Raw genomic sequence first — 21017 nt, forward strand, 5'->3', positions numbered from 1 at the left:
ATACTGTTTTTCCCTTTTTGGGAATAAAAGAAAAACCGTTAGCTTTACCCCGCATTTCTAAAATAGTGGTGAAAAAACGTTTCTATAATCCGGCCCAGCTGTTCATATCCAGCTTTTTGCTGCTGATCGCAGCCGGCACCTGTCTTTTGAAGCTGCCGCTGGCACTGAACCAACCGTTGTCATGGATTGATGCCCTTTTCACCTCAACAAGCGCGGTTTGTGTCACGGGATTGATCGTGGTCGATACGGCAACCCATTTTACGTTCTGGGGACAGCTGATCATCATGCTGCTCATCCAGGCCGGCGGGATAGGCATCCTCTCTTTCGCCGCATTGTTCACCTATTTCCTGAAGGGCGGCAGCACTTACGAAAGCCAGCTGACCGTAGGCGCTTATTCGAATACCGAACGGATGTCGGAGGTCTTTGTGCTGCTCCGTCGGATGGTCTGGATCACATTGGGGATTGAACTGGTCGGCGCATTGGGGGTTTTCTGGAGCTTGGGCGGTGGGAACGGGATGTCCCTGGGCAACCGGATATTTTTTTCGCTCTTCCACGCCATCTCCTCTTTCTGCAACGCAGGTTTTTCCACGTTGTCCAACGGACTGATGGAAGGCACCGTTGTACATAACTATAGCCTACAGTTTGTTGTATCCCTCATTTATATCTTCGGAGGGCTGGGGTTCCCTATCGTGGTGAACGTACTCCAGTATATCAGGCATGTTTATAGAAGGGTGATTGGAAAATGGACATTGAAGGGAAGCTTCCACCGTCCTTGGGTACTGAACATCAACAGCAAGATCAACCTGGTTACCACGGGGATTATAACCTTCTTCGCGACCTTGGTAATCTACGTAAACGAGTATGGCCACGTCCTTTCTTCCCATCAGGGTATAGGAAAATTAGTAATCGCCTTTTCCACAGCAACTACACCAAGGACTGCGGGATTCAACAGTATAGACTTCGGCGCACTGCAGTTCTCAACGATCATCTTTGTTATGCTATTGATGTGGATAGGCGCTTCTCCCAACTCCACCGGGGGAGGTATCAAAACAAGTACGATTGCCTTGGCCGTCATGAATGTGCTGAGCCTTGCCAGGGGAAAGGACCGTACCGAGGTTTTCGGACGGGAGATAGGAATTATATCTATAAAAAGAGCTTTTGCAACGATGTTTCTGTCACTATTCACCATTGGCGTAGCTATTTTTTCAATTTCATTTTTTGAACCAAACCGTCCATTGCTTGAAATTGCATTCGAGTCTTTTTCTGCGTATAGCACCGTAGGGCTGTCCCTTGGCGTAACAAGCGGTTTTGTAACCGGAAGCAAGGTCATATTGATTATTGTCATGTTCGTGGGGCGGGTAACGATGCTGTCCGTACTGATCGCTTTTATCAAAAAAATAAAATACACACATTATAGGTATGCTCAGGAAGAGCTTACCACCTATTAAGAAATGTTATGAAGTTTATCGTTGTAGGATTGGGAAATTTTGGTGCATCGCTCGCGGAAAAGCTGACGATGCAGGGCAATGAGGTCATCGGTGTCGATCAGCGTATGGAAAAGATCAGCGCGTTGAAGGAGAAAATCACCCATACCATCTGCCTGGATGCCACCGATGAAGCCGCTTTTTCTACCTTGCCGCTGAAGAACACGGATGTAGTAGTGGTGGCCATCGGAGAAGATGAAGGAGCTAATATCATGGTCTCTGCCTTGTGCAAGGAGGCGCAGGTCAAGCGTCTGATCAGCAGGGCCGTCAACCGCCTTCATGAGAAAGTATTGGGTGCACTGGGTATTTCCGAGATTGCCCATCCCGAGGAGGAATCCGCCGAACGCTGGTCAAAGCGCCTCTGTATGACCGGACTTGTGGATTCTTTTGAACTGAACAGCAACTATTCCATTGTCGAGGTCGTCGTTCCTGAAAAATATGTGGGCAAGTCCATACAGGAGATCGGATTCCGGGAAAAGTATGAACTGTTGGTGCTCACGATCTTAAAGAGTACCGAACAGCGCACCTCGTTCGGAAAAAATATGGTAACGACCGTGCTGCACGGCGTACCGCAGCCCGATACGGTCTTGGAAGAGGGAGATATATTGGCTATATATGGTTACAATGACCATATCAAAGCTTTTCTTTAATAGATAAACGCAACCATGATCTACTTCCTCACGCGCGATCATTATTATCGAGCCAATAAGTTCACGGCCTTTCTTCGCCAGGTGTCTTCCTGATAAATTCTAAACTGTCCTGCGGAAACTGGCTTTTCATCCATTTTTGAAGCTTGTTATCCTGCTCTTCCGTTAATGCTTCCGTTGTGGAGTATATGAAGGCAATATATACTATTGGAATTAAGTGTCGAAACAATTCCCTTAACGCAGCTAAGCTGCTGACATCTTCTTACATTCTCTGGCGCAGGCGCGGCAAGCTTCAGCACACTCACGGCAATGCTCCATGCCCATATCTGCATGCTTTTCGCATTCGTCTGCACATCGTTCACAGATATCTGCACATATTTTACAGAGCTCTGTACTTAACTGTCCATCGATACTCATAACTTTTACAGCAGCATCACAGATGATAGTGCATTCCAGATTCAATTGGATACATTTTTTAAGGTGTTCCAGATCTTTTTCATTTAAACAGGCAGCTGCACACTGGCTACAGGATATGGCACATTCTCCACATGCTTCTATACAATCTTGAAATTTTGTCTGTATCATAACGTTAAAGTTTTTGTTGTATATGTTCAGAACAGATGAGACAATTATTTGTTCGGTTTAATTTTATCTTGGAACTGAAGCGCATCGTTACGGATAATTGGGATAACCAGTATGATGATCGAAGAGAGTTGGTGACGCTGGTAGTGTTGATGTAATCGAATGGGTTCTTAGGAAATTGAAGGATCCAAACCTCCAGATGAATCCTTCCCTGAATATGATGCTGTCAATCAATTGCAGGACGTAAAGTAAAAATCTGTAAACGTATTTTAGGACGAGTCAATAGAGCAAGCGGAAGTTGGGCAGAGCCCTCCTTTGCTTGCCGTATGTTCTGCAAAAGGGGTTCTGGGTATCTTCCGAGGATACCCTTATAACCTAACAGCTTCAGGAAAGCCGTTTTTAGTATACTACTAAGCATACGGCGCTATGAGTTATAGCAAAACCATATATCGAGGTAGTAAAATAATTACCTATCAAATCCTCGAAACTAGGATTACCAAGCTTACGGGCAAGGAAATGAAGTGGGAGAATGCATCTCCGGGTGACGGAAATACAAACAAACGATTGGTCAAATATTGATCAGAAACCTTCGATATTCAATCTTACTACTGGTTTTGTTCTGACCGACAGGCTTTCCTTCCGCCTCTATATAGTTTTTTATATTTGGGTTATGTCGTCAAAATACTTTAAATACCGTAAAGCATTCTAGCGTAATGCGCAATCTGGACAGCTCAACAGCCATCTTTTTGAACTCTTCATCAAATACTCTGTGTTTCATATCAGTCAAATTTAAAACTACATCTTTAAATCTGCCCCATAAAAACGTCTCTACTCAAAGGTAGCAATTCCAGTACAGCACTTTTCCAAGATCGTGCATACCAACCCAAGTATTATGTAGAATCTTGAGTGTCAATAATATGATGTAGATATTTTGTATATACAAAAATATTCCTGTATACACTATGTTATACGCTGAATTATTGTACTTTGATTTTTATAGCGAATTTCGTTTTAGAACATAAAATGTAGAAAGACAATCCATCTGGCATAAAGAGTACACGGAATTTCAGATGGTCCATGCAGATATGGGAAATGGGAAGAACCATATTGAATTAATGCGGAGGAAATGAAAATGATAACTGTTATACACGGAATTATACTGATCGTGGGACTGGTATTGCTCGTTCTGGGCGTGCAGCTTTTTATGTCTTCACGGAAATTTCTGGAAACCGGCGTAAAAACCAAAGCCACGGTGATCGAAAATATCGCTGTGAGATCCCAAGGTAGCAACCATACGTATACCATGTATGCGCCACTTCTTGAATACGAAGTAAAGGGCAAGAAGAAAACCTATACACCCAATGCCCGTTCCAATCCACCAGCCTACGATATCGGCGACAAAGTTCCGATCGTTTATAGTGCCAAAAACAGCCAAAATGTGCGTATCATTTCCTATTGGGGCGTTTATCTGGGCAGCAACATTTTATTGGCAATAGGGCTAGCGATGCTACTGATAGGAGGCGGTTATTTTTTGTTTAAGATCGGTATCATATAAATTATGAAGGATCAGCACATGAAACAATCCAGATACGCGACATTTTAAGGCATATCAAAATATAGAGATTTTAAAAATTTGAAGATGAGGATATTGATAGAGAAATCAAATTATTCAAAAGGTATATTTTTAATAGGCTTTGCCCTGTTATTGCTTATAAGCTGCAAGAAGGATCATTATGATGATGACCCCGATACGGATGATCCGCAACCTATAGAAGTGGACATCCACATGGCTGTCTCAAAATATATAGATGGAAACGATCAGCCCTTTTACTATAAAAATGGGGACATGCAACAGCTTCCGGCGAATAAAGACGTGGAAGTGATCCCGCAGGATATATTCGTGTCGGGCCAGGACGTGTATATTGTGGGCTATGAGGGAGAGGAGTATGCACTCAATTACCACCCGAAAAAAGCCATACTCTGGAAAAATGGTGTGCCACAGGAGCTGGCTACCCATCCAGCCAGACCACCGAAGCAAAAGCTGTTTTCGTATCCGGAAACGATGTTTATGTAGCCGGCTATTATACACCTGCCGGAATTTCGGTAGCGTCCAAAAGTGAATAATTATGTATAAGACATTAAAAATAAGTATCATTATCATCATGACAATACTCTTTGTTTTGGGGGTCATTGTACTTTTATTACAGACTTTTATTTCCTTTTTGGCCTATCCCATCGGTGAGCTCTTCTTATACTATTCGGCTATTCTTTTTTTAGTGATATGGTTAAAAGAGAATTTCGGCAAAAAAGCTTTATCGATCATCATTTGGGTGCTGTTTTTAGTACCAATAGTCTGGCTTTTATCGGCTCCCGCAAGCTTATTTAACTTACTGATGCCAAAGCTGAATATAGATATGAGGTAGGCCCTAATGGGCGCATTTTACCAACATTCTAATAAAATAGCACGATAAATGAAAAACAACACGGAAAAAGTGGATTTTGAATATCTGCCCAACTTCAACCAAGAAGAGATGGAAAGTCTTTTAAAAGCGTACGAGCAGTACCTGAAACAGAACAATTTGGTAAGGATACCGGGATTCTTTATGTTGGGTACGATAGGAGTTTTTCGCATGTTACAGGACAGTATGCCCAGAAACCAGTTGATAACCATAGTCATGGTCGTGATCACTGTTTTACTCATTTGGCTATTTGTTATTGGCTATAAGCTCATCAAACAAAGAAGGATGATAAAAAATCAGCTGGAAACTATTGCAGACGTTCAAAACTATCCGTTTAAAGAAGTAAAAAAAGAATTCAATACATTGGTGAAATCCGTATATAAAGGTCCGAAAATATAATCCCTGGAAACTTGCCACCGTCCTGCATAAGCTACCGCTCAAAAAAGGATATAAATAAATGGCTCATGTAAGCTTCATTGCCATTATAAAACAACCTGAGTATAAATAACTATTCAAATGAAAAAAATATACTACATAAAATGCCTGTTATTGATCGCTTTGACCGGTATGGTTTCCTGCGGACCCTCTCCCAAAAAGGTGGTCGCACAGACCTGGTTGAATACCAACAATGTGACAACGTACTATTCGCCAAAGTTCTTTAACGAACTGATGGAGAAGAAAGCAAAGAACAATATCACGGTTTATCAAGATGGTGCGGTAATAAAGGGTACTGCGGTAGCGTATGTCCAGCAATATGTCATTGCAACAATTGACGAAAATTTAAAAAAGGTTGAAGATCTATCGGCAAAAGGAGATAACAAAGAACTGATAGACGCATCGTTGGAAGTATTCAGGTACAGCAGTGACGTTTTTGAAAACGAATACCTCGACATTGCGGAGATGATCGATGAGGAAAAGCCATCGGAAGAGATTATGTCCGCCATTGATGACCTGTTTGCAAAACACGATGGAGAAATGCAGATCCGGTTCGACCGATTGGACAGCTGCGCAATACCTTATGCCGAAAAAAATAATATCGCGATTATAAAATAAACAGTAGTCGTATGTTCCATCTATTTAAAAAGAAAAAAGGCACGCCCATCTGATGGAGAATTATTATAGTTGTGAAACAGGAGAAGGAGGATGAACAGTCACTACAAGCTCACCCTCTTTGGTCTTCCATTGCTGATCAATAATACTACCCCGCTTTATTAGTTTTCAAACAAGGTTGTAGGGCGACAACCGAAATTTTCCCGAAGCCAACCTTTGGCACTATCGTATCGTATTTCGGCTTTTTACTGTCCAGCATTTCTTCCAATTGATCCATATCCCGACCTATATCCGGGTATCCAACAGTTTAGCGTAATGCTCTGCATCGCCATTGAAAAACAAATTCAATGATGCACTTAGCCTTGCAGCCAATTGAAATCAAGATGTCTAGTTTCTGAACAGGTTGTAAATCAGTTATTTAAACCTGTTTCAGTGAGTAGGGTGATTTAAAAAAATGACTCACCGATTGACTCACTTTTTTTATTGGGAAAAATTGTAAGTTTTGTAGATACCGCTAAAACAAAAAAGCCTGCAAAAATTTGATTTGCAAGCTTTTGTATGTTTTTGATCTTTAGATCTGTAGCCCGTAGGGGAATCGAACCCCTGTTTCAAGAATGAAAATCTTGCGTCCTAACCCCTAGACGAACGGGCCGTTTTTTCTGTTTCGGTGTGCAAATATAGAAATGATTATTTATTGTACAAAATAAAAGTAAAAAAAGCTTAAGAAACAGCACCGGTAGTGTGCAAATTATTTTTTTACTGGATAAACCAATGCATGTCAACAAGCGAAAACAGAGTAGCTATAATGTAGAAAATCTCGATTCTTCCATTTCCGTAAATGCAGCTACAGTAGAGAATAAAAGGCTTCTTTCGCCGTTCTCTAGGTTCTTAAAGGTAGTGGGAAGAAATAACCCTCCACCAATGTCTTTATAGCCATTTACAAGGTAGGTTTGACCCTCTTTATCGACAAACTGCTTAATCCATCCGGTTTCGCCGTTAAACAATACCTCGCCTGACAATCCCCCTTTTAATTGAAAGGGAAGTGATTGTAATTTTTCCGCATTGAAAATCTTAGAAGATATTTTCCCTGTTTTTGTTTCGGGTTGCTCAATTAAAGCAGGTAAAAAAAGAAAAGTAATATCTTTTTTAAACTGCTCGTTAATTTTGGTAAAAAGCTCGTTTGTTTCAGAACCCATCTGTTTTACCTCGTTACCATTGACAAAAAACTTAGATAGCTTTCCAGTTTTAAAGTTGAACAGTGCAACAATGTTGTTTCCATCGTAGGATTTGCCTTCGAAGCGTGCCTGTCCCGACTTTGTATTAATAAGGAATTTTCGGCCGTTTTGAAAATATTTAGCTTCGTTCCCACTTGCTGTGAATAGAATATAGTTTGTACTATCCCACTTGTCCTTTCCTCCGATTCCTTTCAATAGTATTTTACCCGCTTCCTGTTCCTCCTGTGCACGTATAGTTACGCACGAAAAGGAAAGGATACCGATAATAATTGCGGTTAGGAATGTTCTCATAGTTGACTCCTATTTTTAAGGTGAAGCAACAATCACTAGTATCTTTTACTGATAAGTGCCATTTGGATTGCTGTTATAGCGGCTTCTTCTCCCTTGTTACCATGTTTTCCTCCTGCTCGATCCAAAGCCTGTTCCAGGTTATCTGTTGTTAATACGCCAAATATAACCGGTTTATTATATTTGATAGCAACATTAGCGATACCGTTGCCTACGGCGTCACATATAAAATCAAAATGCCGTGTTTCGCCTTGAATGACACAACCCAGACATATTATGGCATCAAATGATTGGTTGCGAAATGCTATATCAGCTCCAGAGATTAATTCATAACTGCCCGGAACCTGGATGATATCGATATCATCTTCTGCAGCACCATGTTGCTGTAAACCTTGCAGAGCGCCATCTAATAATGCTCCTGTAACTTGTGCGTTCCACTGGGAAACAACGACTGCGAATTTCAACCCCTTCGCGTTGCCAACTTCAATATGTGAGAAGTCTGACAAATTCTTCATGCTACTAGACATGGGGGCAAAGATAAATAAAAAAGGCTGCTTACAAAAAATAAGCAGCCTGTATACCCTAATGAGTTATTTCTTATTGTTGTTTTGCCTGTACGCGCGCTATAAGGCCATCTATCATGTTCGCTTCGGGACTATTTGGATAGTCAGATTTGATAGATTGATAAGTCTGTTCTGCATTTTTGAAATCTTCCAAAGCTTCATATACCAAACCTAATTTTTTAAGAAATAAAGGTGTTGTATATGTATTTTTACTTTTTTGTGCCGCTTTTTTATAATGATTGGCAGCACTTTTATAATCCTTGGATTCTGAGTAGGCATCTCCAATTAATCCGGTAACCAAGGGATCTAAAATATCACTTCCAGTATCCGAATATTTTTGAAGGTATTTTATAGCTTCTTGAAAATTCCCTTGGCGAAGGTACAATCCTCCCAAATAAGCGTTTGCAATATTAGCAGATTTCGTGTTAGAATATTCTTCAGCAATTTCTTTGAAGCCTAAGAATGATCCATCGCCTTCAATGGCTTTGGCCTGTAGAGAATCAATTGCCGCATATTCTTCTGCCTTATACAGTTGATTGGCCGCTTTTTCTGCGCGAGGGGCTAGGTATAGTCGCTGATAGCCTAAATACAGCAAAATCAAAAGGACAATACCACCGACGATGAAGGTTATGCTTTTTTGATTATCTTGAAAAAAAGAACCTGATGTTTTTTTAGGCTCAGTTTGATTTACGTTTTTATTTGACATTTGTTATTATCGTATAATAAATATGGAACGCAAAATTACACTTTTAAAATTTTATTACAAGTTTTATGTGGTATTTTACTGTCTTTTATCAACAATAGTACACATCGATGCTAACCTTTATATTTTAAAAATGAATTTCAATAAGGCATTTTGCTTTACTATCCATTGGTAGCGGGCGTAATTTCACCGTCCAATTGTTCGTAAATGGAATTTTGGCTCTTAAACTCAGGTACAATAGATTTCATCTGGCGAACAACCTCTACATTATTGTTTGTTTTAACTCTTTCAAAAAGACGGTTGATTTGTTCGCTAACTAAAGAAAAATTATTTTCCCGGACCTTCGCAATCATAATTTTCTGGTGGTGGGTAGGGAGCGTATTTTCAAGATCGTTGAGTAATTCTTCATACAGTTTTTCACCCGGACGTAACCCGGTAAACTTAATGTCAATATCTTGGTAAGGAATAAAGCCCGAAAGTTTAATCATTTTCTCCGCAAGATCCACAATTTTGACTGATTTTCCCATGTCAAATACGAATATCTCCCCTCCATTACCCATGCATCCTGCTTCGATAACCAGTTGGCAGGCCTCGGGAATAGTCATAAAATAACGCGTGATTTCGGGATGAGTAACCGTAAGAGGGCCTCCTTTTTCTATTTGCTCCCGGAAACGGGGGATAACAGAACCATTTGAACCTAAAACATTTCCGAAGCGTGTAGTTATGAATCGGGTCTTTGCATCTGGGTGGTTTTCTGACAAATTGTTGTTCATGGCCTGCACGTACATTTCGGCAATACGTTTGGTTGCTCCCATGACATTAGTGGGATTGACAGCTTTATCTGTGGAAACGAAAACAAATTTTAATACATCAAATTCAACAGCTAGGTTCGCTAACGTACGCGTGCCTAGCACGTTCGTTCGCACACCTTCGATAGGATGGTTTTCCATCATAGGCACATGCTTATAAGCCGCTGCGTGATAAACATATTGAGGTTTAAATGTCTCAAACAATGTTCGCATTCGTTCTTCGTTTTTTACATCAGCGATGAAAGCTTGATAAGCTTGCCCTTTAAATCTTTCCTGCAAGTCTAGATGTAGATTATGTAAAGGAGACTCTGCCTGATCACATAAGATGATAAGCTGCGGTTCGAAATGCCCTAGTTGTTTAGCAATTTCACTGCCGATAGAACCTGCGGCACCTGTCACCAAAATACGTTTTCCCCTCAATTGTTCTAAAAGGGAATCGTTTTTCAGTTTTATAGGAGCGCGTTCCAATAAATCCTCGATTTTGACTTTTGTAATCTGCGTGGGCGATACCGTACCGTTGATGATCTCGCTCACAGGAGGGAGGGTAAGTACGTTTATCTTTTGCTCCAGACATATATCAATGACCTGGTTCTTTTTTTCTGTACTGATTCTATGCGAAGCAAAAATCAACTCATCAATAGCCAATCTATTAATCAGACCGCCAAGATCCGTTGAGCTGAAAATTTTAATACCATCAATATATTTGCCGATTTTTGTCTCATCATCATCGAGATAAGCAACGATATATTTATTGGACTTAAGATCATGGTCAAATGTACGCTTCACCGCTATACCTAAATCACCGGCACCATATACCACAACATTTTTCTTATCGGAAGCTTTTGTTTTATTATACTGGAAAAATATTTTAATCAATGTTCGATAGGTTGTTAGACCCGTAAAAGCAAACAAGCTATATACAATGATGACATTAGTTGCGATGAGTGTCGGAGCGTTGCTTGCAATCATAATCAATTTAACGGCGAACAGAATAATGACGTTAAAAAGTAATGTAGACAGAATGCGAATGGAGTCAACGGCGCTGGTATAACGCACAATGCCGGAGTAGAGTTTGAAAATCAGGAAAGAAAAAGAGGTGATTCCTAAACAATAAATCAACTCGATGGCAAAGCGTGATTGCGCATACGCCTGTATATCGAACGAATGAAACAAGCCGTAAGCGAATACAAAAGCAATAGCGGCAATGGCTAAGTCAAAAATAAAAATGGTCCATCTAGGAACAATACCAATTTGATTAAAAACAGGAAACTTTTGCATTAACAATTTTTTACATAGGCTGTAAAAATATGAAAAAAAGTGGATTTATGAATCTTATTCCCAAAATATCAAGAATAATCTCTAAATTCACTAGTTTAAAAAACAGATGTGATTGTAGCATGAACGATATGTCAAAAATTGCCCATAAGGCGATATTTCAACCGAAAGAAGCAATGGCAAGTGTGGGCAAAAGTCGACACACACTAAAAATAGGTGTGCCGAAGGAAATATCATTTCAGGAAAAGCGAATACCCCTAACACCGTTATCTGTTGCATTGCTTATCGAATACGGTCATGAGGTCATCATTGAGTCTGGAGCTGGTGAGGCTTCAAACTTTTTAGATACACATTATAGCGAACAAGGCGCGAGAATTAGCCACGATAAACAGGAGGTGTTTCAATGTGATATTGTTATCAAAATCGCAAGCCCGACCTTAGAAGAGGTGAATATGATGAAAAATAAGCAGGTTTTGCTGTCCTCCCATCAGCCTTCGCTGATGAAACTACCCGTATTACAGGCTTTAATGCGAAAACAAATCACAGCTGTTTCCTATGAATATTTACAAGATGAAGGGGGACATTTAACCGTTGTACGTGCCATGAGTGAAATTGTAGGTGCAACCTCCGTACTTATCGCAGCAGAATACCTTAGCAACATTTTTGATGGAAAGGGGCTGATGTTAGGAGGTATTACAGGAGTCCCGCCTACGGAAATGGTCATCATTGGAGCAGGCACAGTAGGAGAGTACGCCGCTCGTGCCGCTATTGCGCTCGGAGCCCAGGTTAAAGTATTTGATAGCTCCGTATATCGCTTACGCAGACTGCAAAATAATGTAGGTAGTCGTGTTTTTACGTCTGTGATACAACCCATTGTGTTGAACAAAGCAGTTCGATCTTGTGATGTCGTCATCGGTGCCGTGAGAGCAACGAATGGTCGTTCTCCTTGTATCATCTCGGAAGATACTGTTTCTAAAATGAAACCGAATTCTGTGCTTATAGATGTGAGTATCGATCAGGGCGGATGTTTTGAAACATCTGAGGTGACTACGCATGACAAACCGGTATTCAGAAAATATGATGTAATACACTATTGTGTTCCTAATATTGCATCGCGTGTGGCACGTACTGCGACCTACGCCCTTACGAATATTATGACACCCCTGCTTCTACAAATCGGAGAATGTGGAGGCATGAACAATATGATATGGTCTGATAAATGCATTCGTAGCGCAATTTATCTTTATCAAGGAATGTTAACGAATAAAGACATTGCGGAAAAGTTTAACTTGCCATCGAAAGACCTGGATTTAATTATCGTAGCTAATCAATAAAAAAATGAAATTTATTTATTCTATACTATTTGTGGTGTTATTAAATTATTATACGCTAGCACAGGAGAAGGTTGCACTATATGCCGAAATCCCCAATGCGACGAAATCTGCGGAAGATTTAGAAGAGGAAAACATCCCCGTTTTGTATAAATATGAGTTGCCTAGCGCCAAACAGGCTGTATTGGTGATCCCAGGAGGGGGATACTCCCATGTGGCCATTAATCACGAAGGGCATGAAATAGCCAAGGCGTTTAATGAGGAGGGTTATAGTGCTTTTGTACTGTATTATCGCTTGCCTAAAGATGAGTATATGGAAATACGGAAGATAGGGCCTTTACAGGATGCGCAACGTGGTATGCAATATATTAGAGAGCATTATGACTTCGATAAGATTGGGGTAATAGGGTTTTCAGCAGGAGGTCACTTAGCATCATCATTATCAAATCATTTTGATGACGTGAAAATTGAGAATCAGCATGCTATTGATTTAGCACCTGATTTTTCAGTATTGGTCTATCCTGTCATTTCGATGGATGATGAGATTACACACAAGGGGTCGAAGAAAAACTTGATAGGTGAGCAACCTCATTCGGATGATCTATTATATTTCTCTTTGGAGAAGCAGGTATCCACGAAAACTCCACCTACCTTTTTGGTACATGCCGAAGATGATAAAGCAGTACCTGTTGCCAATGCATTACGTTACAAAGAAGCGTTGGACAGGGTGGGAGTAATCAATGATATGTTTATTTACAATACGGGTGGGCACGGTTTTGGCCTACATAACAAAACCGACGCTAGAAAATGGTCAGAAGTCATGTTTACTTGGTTAAAAGATTTGAAATGATTAAAGAAACTCATCGAAACCACATTAGAAGCAGAATAGGTAGCCTTAATCGAATGTAATATATTTTGTAATACTAATATTTACTTTACTGCCAATGGCAATCTTGGACAACGGGTATAAAATAGCATGCAAAGTAAGCTGTCCGTTGCTCAATATCAATTCCTTATAAAACCCACGAAAACGTATGTCTTTCACATGAAATGTCCCTTGCGGATTTTCTTCGAAGGACACATCTTCTTGATGGATTCCAATCGTATGGTTTGATGAAATGCCCATGAGGGCAGCTTGGTTCGAAGATAAGATATTACTTTTTGCAAGCAGCTGTGCTGTGTAACTGTGGGTCGGTTCGTAATAAAGCTTTGTAGGAGAACCCTGCTCAATTATCTTTGCGTTTTTCATGACAATAAGTTCATCGGACAGGGCAAGAACCTCCGTGGGATCATGAGAGACCAAAAGTATGGTAAGGCCAGTATCTTCTACGATTTGCCGAATGTCTTGTTGCAACGCATCTCGAAACGCTGCATCTACTTGGTTAAACGGTTCATCCATGAGGAGTACCTCCGGCTCGTTTACTAAAGCACGTGCAATAGCCACTCGTTGCTTTTCCCCACCACTCAAATCAGCTACCCGTTGCTGGTCAAGATGAAGAATCTTTAGCCTATTTAACGTTTCACGTGTCTTAGACTCTTTCAGCGAAAGATTGGTGTTAGGTAATTGAGAAGCGACATTATCCCAAACTTTTGCATACAGATTTAGATCATCAAACCCCTGTGATACGAACTTCATAGCATCGTGCCCAGGAATAAGTTTATCTTTACGTGTGGGAACCAACCACCCGCGGTAGCGAACTTCTCCCGATGAAGGTTCTAATAGGCCGTAGATAAGTTTTAATAATGTGCTTTTACCACTTCCTGATTCTCCGATGATCGCTGTAATCTTTCCCTCACGTATACCAAAATCAACCTTATTGACTGCAATAACTTCCCGCTTCGCCTGAAAAGCGTGCGAAAGGTTTTCGCCATAAATAAGAGGCAGCCCTACCTTTTGTTGGTCATTCGGGATATATTGACAAGAAGAGGTTTGTTGCGCCATAGAGAATCTTGAATCTTGTGTGGCACAAAAGTATTAAAACCCTAACGTCAATCCAAAAGTCAAATTATTTAAGTTCTCTTGATTAGGACTATTTTCGAACATATCATTCATATAATATTTAGCGAAAACACCCAATGATCCAAAACCTATCCTTGCGAATGCGCCATATTGAAAGCTTGCCAAATTATAGTTATCCTTGAACTTTTGTTTGCCATGTTCTTCACTTTTGAGTCGCTGTGTTCCTTTGAGCAGAATACCCGTCATGGCACCAAAGGCAATTTTGGGTCGGTGTCCATGATGATTTCTGCGTCCCCGCCATTCGAAACTTAATGGTGTGCGAAGATAGGTAGAGGTAAATATATTCTTTTTATAGGTGATATCAGACGGACTATAAGCCAATGGGGTTGCTTCCGTGTCTAGAATAATATCATTTTTTAACCGAAGGTAATTCCATTCGAAGCCTGCAGATACATACATTTTGAAAGCATCGTTGAAACGAACACCGAATTGGGCAATATCGAATCCAAAATTAGATGCTTTCTTGTATTTCAAAAATTGATTTTCTTCTCCTAATGTAAAGCTACCGTCGTCCATAAGACGTGAAAACCCCCAATCTATCCGGGTAAAGGTAAGACCGCCAAATACACGAGGATATTTGATTACGTTGCCATGGTCGTCATAGTCTTTTTTTCCTAAAGTTGGCTCGAGATCGATTTTTCTGGTGAGCGTATCATCGCTTTCGTCTTCTTGGGCAAAAGAATGTTGTACGGAGAAAAGTAACGTTATACCGATTAATCCTGTAAATAATAAATTCTTTTTCATAATAGATTATCTTCTTTTTTTACTACGGTTTTTCACTAAACTATTGACTATATCGAGACGAAGAAACCCTTCTTCATCTTTACTGAATTGAATGGTTGTGTTATCAGTAGGGTTTAACGCATCTGATATTTTGTTCAAGATACCGGGCACGATACCTTCGGCCGGTTTTCGACTAGAAGCAAGCATACTTTCTTCTGTTTCCGGACTATCAATTAGTGGAGCGATAGGCGGTACACTGACAGCATACTCCTGCGGTGCTTTGTCATCTATATTAAGACCGGCTGTAAGGGATGGTGAAACACCGGCAGGTTTGAGCTCCACGAGTTCCAGATGGCGTTCTTCCGGTTTGCTAACGGGATTTTTTTGTTTGAGCCTGGAAGCACTCTGCACAGACGCTTGTATCTTCGTTACCTCTTGTTCTGATTGCTCCGTATATCCTTTTATTACAGGATCAACAGGTTGAACTGGTATGGAGGATTCTTGCGCAGTATTTGTCGGCGTTGTCGATACCTCGTTTTGTGCCATGGTTGGTATATCACCTGCAGGTGTAGACTGCATAATAATATATAATAATGCGATCAAGCCAAGACACCCAATAGCCATTGCAGCATAACCTATCCAACTAACTTTTTTGACAGGAATGATCTTTTCTTGCTCCAGTTGCCCTTCTATCTGATGCCAGATATCCTCCCTTGGCGGCGCGGTATGATTGCTCAGTTGCTCCTTGAATAATTCGTCTAGTTCTTTATCGTTCATAACCCGATATTTTCAATTTTCATCAATTTCTCTTTAAGCCACTGTCTTGCCCTGGACAGCTGTGATTTGGAATTACCCTCACTAATGGAGAGCATAGCTGAAATCTCCTTGTGTGAGTAGCCCTCAATCACATATAAGTTAAAGACCGTTCGATAACCCAAAGGGAGCGCTGTTATCATTGCCAACAGATCTTTATACCGCAAGTTTTCATCGCTCTCCGAGCGACTATCTGCCATTGGGTAATCCTGCGTAAGCGGCTCAAAATAATGTCTGCTCTTATTCCGATGTAGTTCAATCGCTGTGTTGACCATGATTTTGCGAATCCACCCTTCTAATGAGCCCTTGTTGTCAAACAACTGTCCTTTTGTAAACACCTTGATGAATCCCGCTTGGAGGATTTCCTCTGCTTCTGATTCATTTTGTGCATACCGTAAACACACACTAAACATTCGACCGGATAAAGTTTGATACAATTGAAACTGTGCTTTGCGGTTTCCCGCTAGACAGGCATTCCATAAGGTATCTAAATTCATGTTATCCAATTTTCAGATTAGTCTTTGTTAAAAAGACGATGGTGGTTGTAGAAAGGTTGCATGAAGAAGAAAAATTATTTTATAACGATGGTTCTGCTGCTTGGTGAAGTAACGGTAAGCGTTATCTGCCGAGACTCTTCCGGAAGGAGATTGGGGATTTTTTCTGGCCATTCTACAAAGCAATAGGCATCTGTGTAAAAATATTCCTCGTATCCCATATCTAATGCTTCTTCTTCATGTTTTAAACGATAGAAATCAAAATGATATATCGCACCCTGGGGAGAACTATATTCATTAACGATGGAGAATGTAGGACTGCTGGTACTATCAGATACACCCAAAGCCTTACACAACGAGCTGACAAATGTTGTCTTCCCCGCACCCATGTCACCATAAAGCAAAAAAATCCTATCGTTTGGAAAACTAGATAGTATTTGCTTTGCAGCAGCATCTAATTCTTGAAGATTGTTTACTGTGATGTTCATTATAGTAATTCAAAAGTATTATTTGGGTGTATAAACCGCATACGGAATAATCATCTCTTCCAAGGAGATCCCCCCGTGCTGAAAAGTTTCGTTATAATAGTTGACGAAATGATTGTAGTTGTTCGGATAAACAAAGAAATAATCATCCTTGGCAAACACAAATGCAGAGCTTACATGAAGCTTCGGAAGTTGTGCGTCATATGGGTTTTTAATCACAAATACTTCTTTGTTTTTATAGTTCAAATTTCTTCCCTGTTTATACCGCAAGTTCGTGTTCGTATTTCTATCACCAATAATCTTACTTGGTTTCTTCACCCGTATCGTGCCATGGTCGGTTGTAATGATAACGCGTACATTTCGCTGTGCAAGCCATTTTAAAGCATCTAATAATGGAGAATGCTCAAACCAAGATAACGTTAACGAACGGTAAGCCCTTTCGTCGTTTGCCAATTCCCGGATCATCGCCATATCTGTTCGCGCATGCGAAAGCATATCGACAAAGTTGTAAACCAAGACATTTAGATCGTTTTGCATGAGGTTGTTCAGCGATTCAACGACCTCCCTACCTTGGTTTAATGTGATTATTTTATGATAGGAATGTTTTAAATCCCGACGATAGATGCGGTTGATCTGATCAGCTAAAAATTTATCTTCATATAAGTTTTTTCCCCCCTCATCATCATCATTTTGCCAAAGGTCGGGAAATCTTTTCTCCATTTCTAAGGGAGTTAGACCGCTAAAAATAGCATTTCTTGCATATTGGGTAGCCGTAGGCAAGATGCTGTAATAGGCGTCTTCCTCCTCCAGTCTGTAATAATCTGTTATGATTTCGTTGATTACTTTCCATTGGTCGTAGCGTAAGTTATCAATCAAGAAGAAAAAAGTAGGTCGCTCCTTGTCTAATTTGGGAAATACCTTATTCTTAAATAATTGATGTGACTGGATCGGGCCTTCTTCCTTGTTTTGTATCCAATTTATATAATTCTTTTCTATAAACTTCGAGAAAAGGGTGTTGGCATCTGCCTTTTGCATCGTAAGAATCTCGTGCATGCCAACATCCTCCAACTTTTGCAATGAAAGTTCCCAATAGATCAGTTTGCGATAAGCCTCAATCCACTGTTTATAATCTAAATCGTCATTAATGGTCATTCCTAGGTTTCGGAACTCTTGCTGATAAGCCATGGAGGTTTTTTCGCTGACCAAACGTTTATTTTCGGTGAACTTTTTTATCGTCAAGACGATCTGCTTGGGATTGACGGGTTTTATCAGATAATCATCAATTTTAGAACCAATCGCATCTTCCATCAGATGTTCCTCTTCATTCTTTGTTACCAATACAGTAGGAATAGTTGGGTTGATAGTTTTCAATATAGCAAGTGTCTCCAATCCGGTTTTACCCGGCATATTCTCATCAAGAAAAACCAGATCAAAAGGTTCGTTTTGAAAAGCATCCACTGCGTCGTTACCGTTATTAACGGTTTTAACCCGATAACCTCTCTCTTCCAATAATAGAATATGAGGCCTTAAAAATTCAATTTCGTCATCAGCCCACAATATATGTATCTTCTGTATCATTTATTTTTAACATTAATTAACTTCATTCTCCTTATCTTTGCGCTTAATTTAGACATCCGAAAGCGCTAAAGGCACGTATCTCTTCCGCCATTAAGGACTTTTTAGTAGAGGAATTTAAATATAATAATATAAATCGTAGCTTAAAGTTGAATAAGAAAAAAATAATTAATGACCCAGTATACGGATTTGTCACTATTCCGTCGGCTTTTATTTTCGATCTTATTCAACACCCGTACTTGCAAAGACTGCGTTATATCAAACAAGTGAGCATGACGCATTTGGTGTATCCGGGGGCACTTCACACGCGTTTCCAACACGTCATTGGCGCCATGCATCTCATGTCGTTGGCAATTGACACACTTCGTAATAAAAATATATCCATCAGCACCGAAGAGGAAGAAGCTGTTTTGATCGCGATATTGTTGCATGATATTGGCCATGGGCCGTTTTCGCATTCATTAGAACATACGCTTATTGAGGGCGTGTCCCATGAAATGCTTTCGTCGTTATTAATGGATAAATTGAACGAAGAGTTCGATGGCAGACTGTCCTTGGCGATTACTATTTTTAACGATCAGTATCCCAGAAAGTTTTTTCATCAATTAGTTTCTAGTCAACTGGACATGGATCGTATGGATTATCTCAATCGGGATAGTTTTTTTACTGGTGTGTCGGAAGGCGTTATTTCCTTTGACCGTATCATCACCATGCTTAATGTACAGCAGGGTGAGCTAGTCGTGGAAGCAAAGGGAATCTATTCCATTGAAAAATTCTTGATTGCTCGGCGCCTTATGTATTGGCAAGTTTATTTACATAAAACAGTTATAAGTGCAGAACAGATACTTATTAAGATTCTGTATCGTGCTAAAGAATTGGCGACACAAGGACGTACTTTATTTGCGACAACGGCTTTAAGCCATTTTTTAACAAATAAAATTAATCACCGTAATTTTTTGGAAGATACTCGCCATTTAGATTGGTTTACCCGTTTAGACGATACAGATATCATGTCGGCTTTGAAAGAATGGGTGTATGAGGAAGACGAAATATTGAGTACGCTTTGTCGAAAATTAATGAACAGAGACCTTCCGCGCACAGAACTTAGAAATACGCCTTTTTTGGAAACGGAAGTAGATTTAGTACGGGAAAAAGTGAAAGCTTATTTTGATTTGGAAGAAAACGAAGTGGACTACTTCGTGTATGTACAAGTCATTCAAAACAGCGCCTATGACATACAGCATAATAATATTAAAATCATCAATAACAGAGGTTATGTTCAGGACATTACGGAAGCCTCTGATGTTTCTAATATAGAAGCATTGGCAAAACGTGTGGTTAAGTTTGCCATTTCCTATCCAAAGGAAATAGGACATCCGCTGGATGAGGGGAATAATTTCTAAAGAAAAATAGTAATAAAAAGTATACATTTGTAAGATGCAATTTACTGCAAATCAAATAGCAACATTATTAAACGGATACGTTGAAGGCAATCCTGATGTCCTTGTAAATCAATTGGCTAAGATTGAAGAGGGTGACGAGGGGGCACTGGCTTTTTTGTCAAATCCCAAATACGAACACTTCCTTTATGAAACGAAAGCGTCCGTCGTTATCGTTAATCAGGACCTGCAGTTGATTAAACCCGTTAAAATTAGTTTAATCCGTGTAAAAGATGCATACTCAGCTTTTTCAGAGCTTTTGCGTATCTATGATCAATTACGTAAAGAACGGAGCGGAATCGAAGAGCCTTCTTACATCCATGAATCGGCAAACATAGGGCAAGATCTATATTTAGGTGCTTTTTCCTATATTGGACGAGATGTTATAATTGGTAATCGGGTGAAGATATACCCTCAAGTATACATTGGAGATGGCGTTACTATTGGGGATAATACGGTGGTTTATCCCGGAGTTAGAATTTATTACGATAGTAAAATTGGAGATAATGTTGTGCTTCATAGTGGGGTGATAGTAGGTAGTGACGGGTTTGGTTTTGCACCACAAAAAGATGGTACTTACAGTAAAGTGCCCCAGATTGGAAATGTTGTTATTGAAGATAATGTAGAGGTAGGTGCTAATACCGTAATAGACCGCGCCACACTTGGTTCCACGACCATTCGTAAAGGCGTGAAATTGGATAACCTTATACAGATAGCCCATAATGTAGAAATTGGTGCCAATACCGTAGCGGCAGCACAAACAGGTATTTCCGGAAGTACGAAGATTGGGGAGAATGTAGTCTTAGGCGGACAGGTAGGTGTAGTAGGCCATATTCAAGTAGCGACGGGATCACAGATTCAAGCTCAATCGGGCATAAATAGATCTATTGACCAAGAAAATAAAAAATGGGGAGGGAGTCCTGCTATGCCCTATAACAGTAACTTGCGCTCGCAAGTTATCTACAGCAGGCTGCCCGTATTGGAGCAACGTGTTGCTGAACTGGAAGCCCGTCTGAAAGAACTCGATAACGAAACTCGATAA

21 protein-coding genes and 1 tRNA gene are annotated in these 21017 nt (G+C 40.2%); 10 read left to right on the top strand and 12 right to left on the bottom strand.

The annotated features are described in order from the left end of the window. The first annotated feature begins 68 nt into the window (after window positions 1-68). Together H8B21_RS16695 and H8B21_RS16700 are read left to right on the top strand one after the other, a co-directional pair. Window positions 69-1448 carry a TrkH family potassium uptake protein gene (locus H8B21_RS16695; RefSeq protein WP_317170412.1) on the top strand — a complete coding sequence of 460 codons (1380 nt, stop codon included), beginning with the start codon at window positions 69-71 and terminating at the stop codon, window positions 1446-1448. An 8-nt stretch (window positions 1449-1456) separates the two neighbouring features. After that, window positions 1457-2134, top strand: a complete 678-nt coding sequence (locus H8B21_RS16700) for a potassium channel family protein (protein WP_190314979.1) — start codon at window positions 1457-1459, stop codon at window positions 2132-2134. A gap of 240 nt (window positions 2135-2374) precedes the next feature. On the opposite strand, the gene H8B21_RS16705 is transcribed toward H8B21_RS16700, so the two are convergent. Continuing rightward, the gene (locus H8B21_RS16705) at window positions 2375-2716 is read right to left on the bottom strand and encodes a four-helix bundle copper-binding protein (RefSeq protein ID WP_190314981.1); all 342 of its coding nucleotides are present in this window, start codon (window positions 2714-2716) and stop codon (window positions 2375-2377) included. Between the two features lie 1123 nt (window positions 2717-3839). Between H8B21_RS16705 and H8B21_RS16710 the strand changes: the two genes are divergently transcribed. From H8B21_RS16710 to H8B21_RS16725, 4 genes are all read left to right on the top strand, one after another. Beyond that, window positions 3840-4268 (top strand): DUF3592 domain-containing protein, encoded by a 429-nt coding sequence (locus H8B21_RS16710; protein ID WP_190314982.1) that lies wholly within the window; start codon window positions 3840-3842, stop codon window positions 4266-4268. An 84-nt stretch (window positions 4269-4352) separates the two neighbouring features. Beyond that, the gene (locus tag H8B21_RS16715) at window positions 4353-4787 is read left to right on the top strand and encodes a hypothetical protein (RefSeq protein WP_190314983.1); all 435 of its coding nucleotides are present in this window, start codon (window positions 4353-4355) and stop codon (window positions 4785-4787) included. Window positions 4788-5184: 397 nt separating this feature from the next. Next, window positions 5185-5571 carry a hypothetical protein gene (locus H8B21_RS16720; RefSeq protein ID WP_190314985.1) on the top strand — a complete coding sequence of 129 codons (387 nt, stop codon included), beginning with the start codon at window positions 5185-5187 and terminating at the stop codon, window positions 5569-5571. Between the two features lie 117 nt (window positions 5572-5688). Further along, window positions 5689-6225 carry a hypothetical protein gene (locus H8B21_RS16725; protein ID WP_190314987.1) on the top strand — a complete coding sequence of 179 codons (537 nt, stop codon included), beginning with the start codon at window positions 5689-5691 and terminating at the stop codon, window positions 6223-6225. A gap of 577 nt (window positions 6226-6802) precedes the next feature. Here the strand turns inward: H8B21_RS16725 and H8B21_RS16730 are convergent. The 5 genes from H8B21_RS16730 to H8B21_RS16750 form a co-directional block, all read right to left on the bottom strand. Beyond that, window positions 6803-6874: transfer RNA gene (locus H8B21_RS16730), tRNA-Glu, on the bottom strand. A gap of 148 nt (window positions 6875-7022) precedes the next feature. Beyond that, window positions 7023-7748 carry a hypothetical protein gene (locus tag H8B21_RS16735; RefSeq protein ID WP_190314989.1) on the bottom strand — a complete coding sequence of 242 codons (726 nt, stop codon included), beginning with the start codon at window positions 7746-7748 and terminating at the stop codon, window positions 7023-7025. Window positions 7749-7783: 35 nt separating this feature from the next. Next, window positions 7784-8272, bottom strand: coding sequence for a 6,7-dimethyl-8-ribityllumazine synthase (gene ribH, locus H8B21_RS16740; protein ID WP_190314990.1), 489 nt, complete (start codon window positions 8270-8272; stop codon window positions 7784-7786). Between the two features lie 70 nt (window positions 8273-8342). Further along, on the bottom strand, window positions 8343-9014 hold the full coding sequence (locus H8B21_RS16745) for a tetratricopeptide repeat protein (protein ID WP_190314992.1): 672 nt from the start codon (window positions 9012-9014) through the stop codon (window positions 8343-8345). A 158-nt stretch (window positions 9015-9172) separates the two neighbouring features. Next, a complete protein-coding gene (locus H8B21_RS16750; RefSeq protein WP_190314994.1) occupies window positions 9173-11098 on the bottom strand; it encodes a polysaccharide biosynthesis protein in 1926 nt (641 codons plus the stop codon). Between the two features lie 119 nt (window positions 11099-11217). Here H8B21_RS16750 and H8B21_RS16755 point away from each other — a divergent pair, with 119 nt between their 5' ends. Together H8B21_RS16755 and H8B21_RS16760 are read left to right on the top strand one after the other, a co-directional pair. Continuing rightward, entirely contained in the window at window positions 11218-12429 is a 1212-nt protein-coding gene (locus H8B21_RS16755; RefSeq protein ID WP_190314995.1) for an alanine dehydrogenase, read from the top strand. 4 nt (window positions 12430-12433) lie between these two features. Then, window positions 12434-13276: an alpha/beta hydrolase gene (locus H8B21_RS16760; protein ID WP_190314997.1), complete on the top strand. Its 843-nt coding sequence runs from the start codon at window positions 12434-12436 to the stop codon at window positions 13274-13276. A gap of 45 nt (window positions 13277-13321) precedes the next feature. On the opposite strand, the gene H8B21_RS16765 is transcribed toward H8B21_RS16760, so the two are convergent. The 6 genes from H8B21_RS16765 to porX all read right to left on the bottom strand — a co-directional run bounded on the left by H8B21_RS16765 (window position 13322) and on the right by porX (window position 18536). Next, window positions 13322-14368, bottom strand: a complete 1047-nt coding sequence (locus H8B21_RS16765) for an ABC transporter ATP-binding protein (RefSeq protein WP_190314999.1) — start codon at window positions 14366-14368, stop codon at window positions 13322-13324. 33 nt (window positions 14369-14401) lie between these two features. After that, window positions 14402-15190 carry an outer membrane beta-barrel protein gene (locus H8B21_RS16770; RefSeq protein WP_190315000.1) on the bottom strand — a complete coding sequence of 263 codons (789 nt, stop codon included), beginning with the start codon at window positions 15188-15190 and terminating at the stop codon, window positions 14402-14404. A 6-nt stretch (window positions 15191-15196) separates the two neighbouring features. Beyond that, complete coding sequence (locus tag H8B21_RS16775) at window positions 15197-15946, bottom strand: hypothetical protein (RefSeq protein ID WP_190315001.1); 750 nt, start codon at window positions 15944-15946, stop codon at window positions 15197-15199. Then, the gene (locus tag H8B21_RS16780) at window positions 15943-16479 is read right to left on the bottom strand and encodes an RNA polymerase sigma factor (RefSeq protein WP_190315002.1); all 537 of its coding nucleotides are present in this window, start codon (window positions 16477-16479) and stop codon (window positions 15943-15945) included. Before H8B21_RS16780 ends, H8B21_RS16775 begins: the two co-directional genes overlap by 4 nt. A 74-nt stretch (window positions 16480-16553) precedes the next feature. Further along, a complete protein-coding gene (gene tsaE / locus H8B21_RS16785) occupies window positions 16554-16964 on the bottom strand; it encodes a tRNA (adenosine(37)-N6)-threonylcarbamoyltransferase complex ATPase subunit type 1 TsaE (RefSeq protein ID WP_190315003.1) in 411 nt (136 codons plus the stop codon). A gap of 18 nt (window positions 16965-16982) precedes the next feature. After that, window positions 16983-18536 carry a T9SS response regulator signal transducer PorX gene (gene porX, locus H8B21_RS16790; RefSeq protein WP_190315195.1) on the bottom strand — a complete coding sequence of 518 codons (1554 nt, stop codon included), beginning with the start codon at window positions 18534-18536 and terminating at the stop codon, window positions 16983-16985. Between the two features lie 149 nt (window positions 18537-18685). Between porX and H8B21_RS16795 the strand changes: the two genes are divergently transcribed. Further along, window positions 18686-19939 carry an HD domain-containing protein gene (locus tag H8B21_RS16795; protein ID WP_190315004.1) on the top strand — a complete coding sequence of 418 codons (1254 nt, stop codon included), beginning with the start codon at window positions 18686-18688 and terminating at the stop codon, window positions 19937-19939. Window positions 19940-19973: 34 nt separating this feature from the next. Further along, the gene (gene lpxD / locus H8B21_RS16800) at window positions 19974-21017 is read left to right on the top strand and encodes a UDP-3-O-(3-hydroxymyristoyl)glucosamine N-acyltransferase (protein WP_190315005.1); all 1044 of its coding nucleotides are present in this window, start codon (window positions 19974-19976) and stop codon (window positions 21015-21017) included.

It is taken from the genome of Sphingobacterium chuzhouense, assembly GCF_014692525.1.
In the GTDB taxonomy this organism is placed as follows: Bacteria; Bacteroidota; Bacteroidia; order Sphingobacteriales; family Sphingobacteriaceae; genus Sphingobacterium; species Sphingobacterium chuzhouense.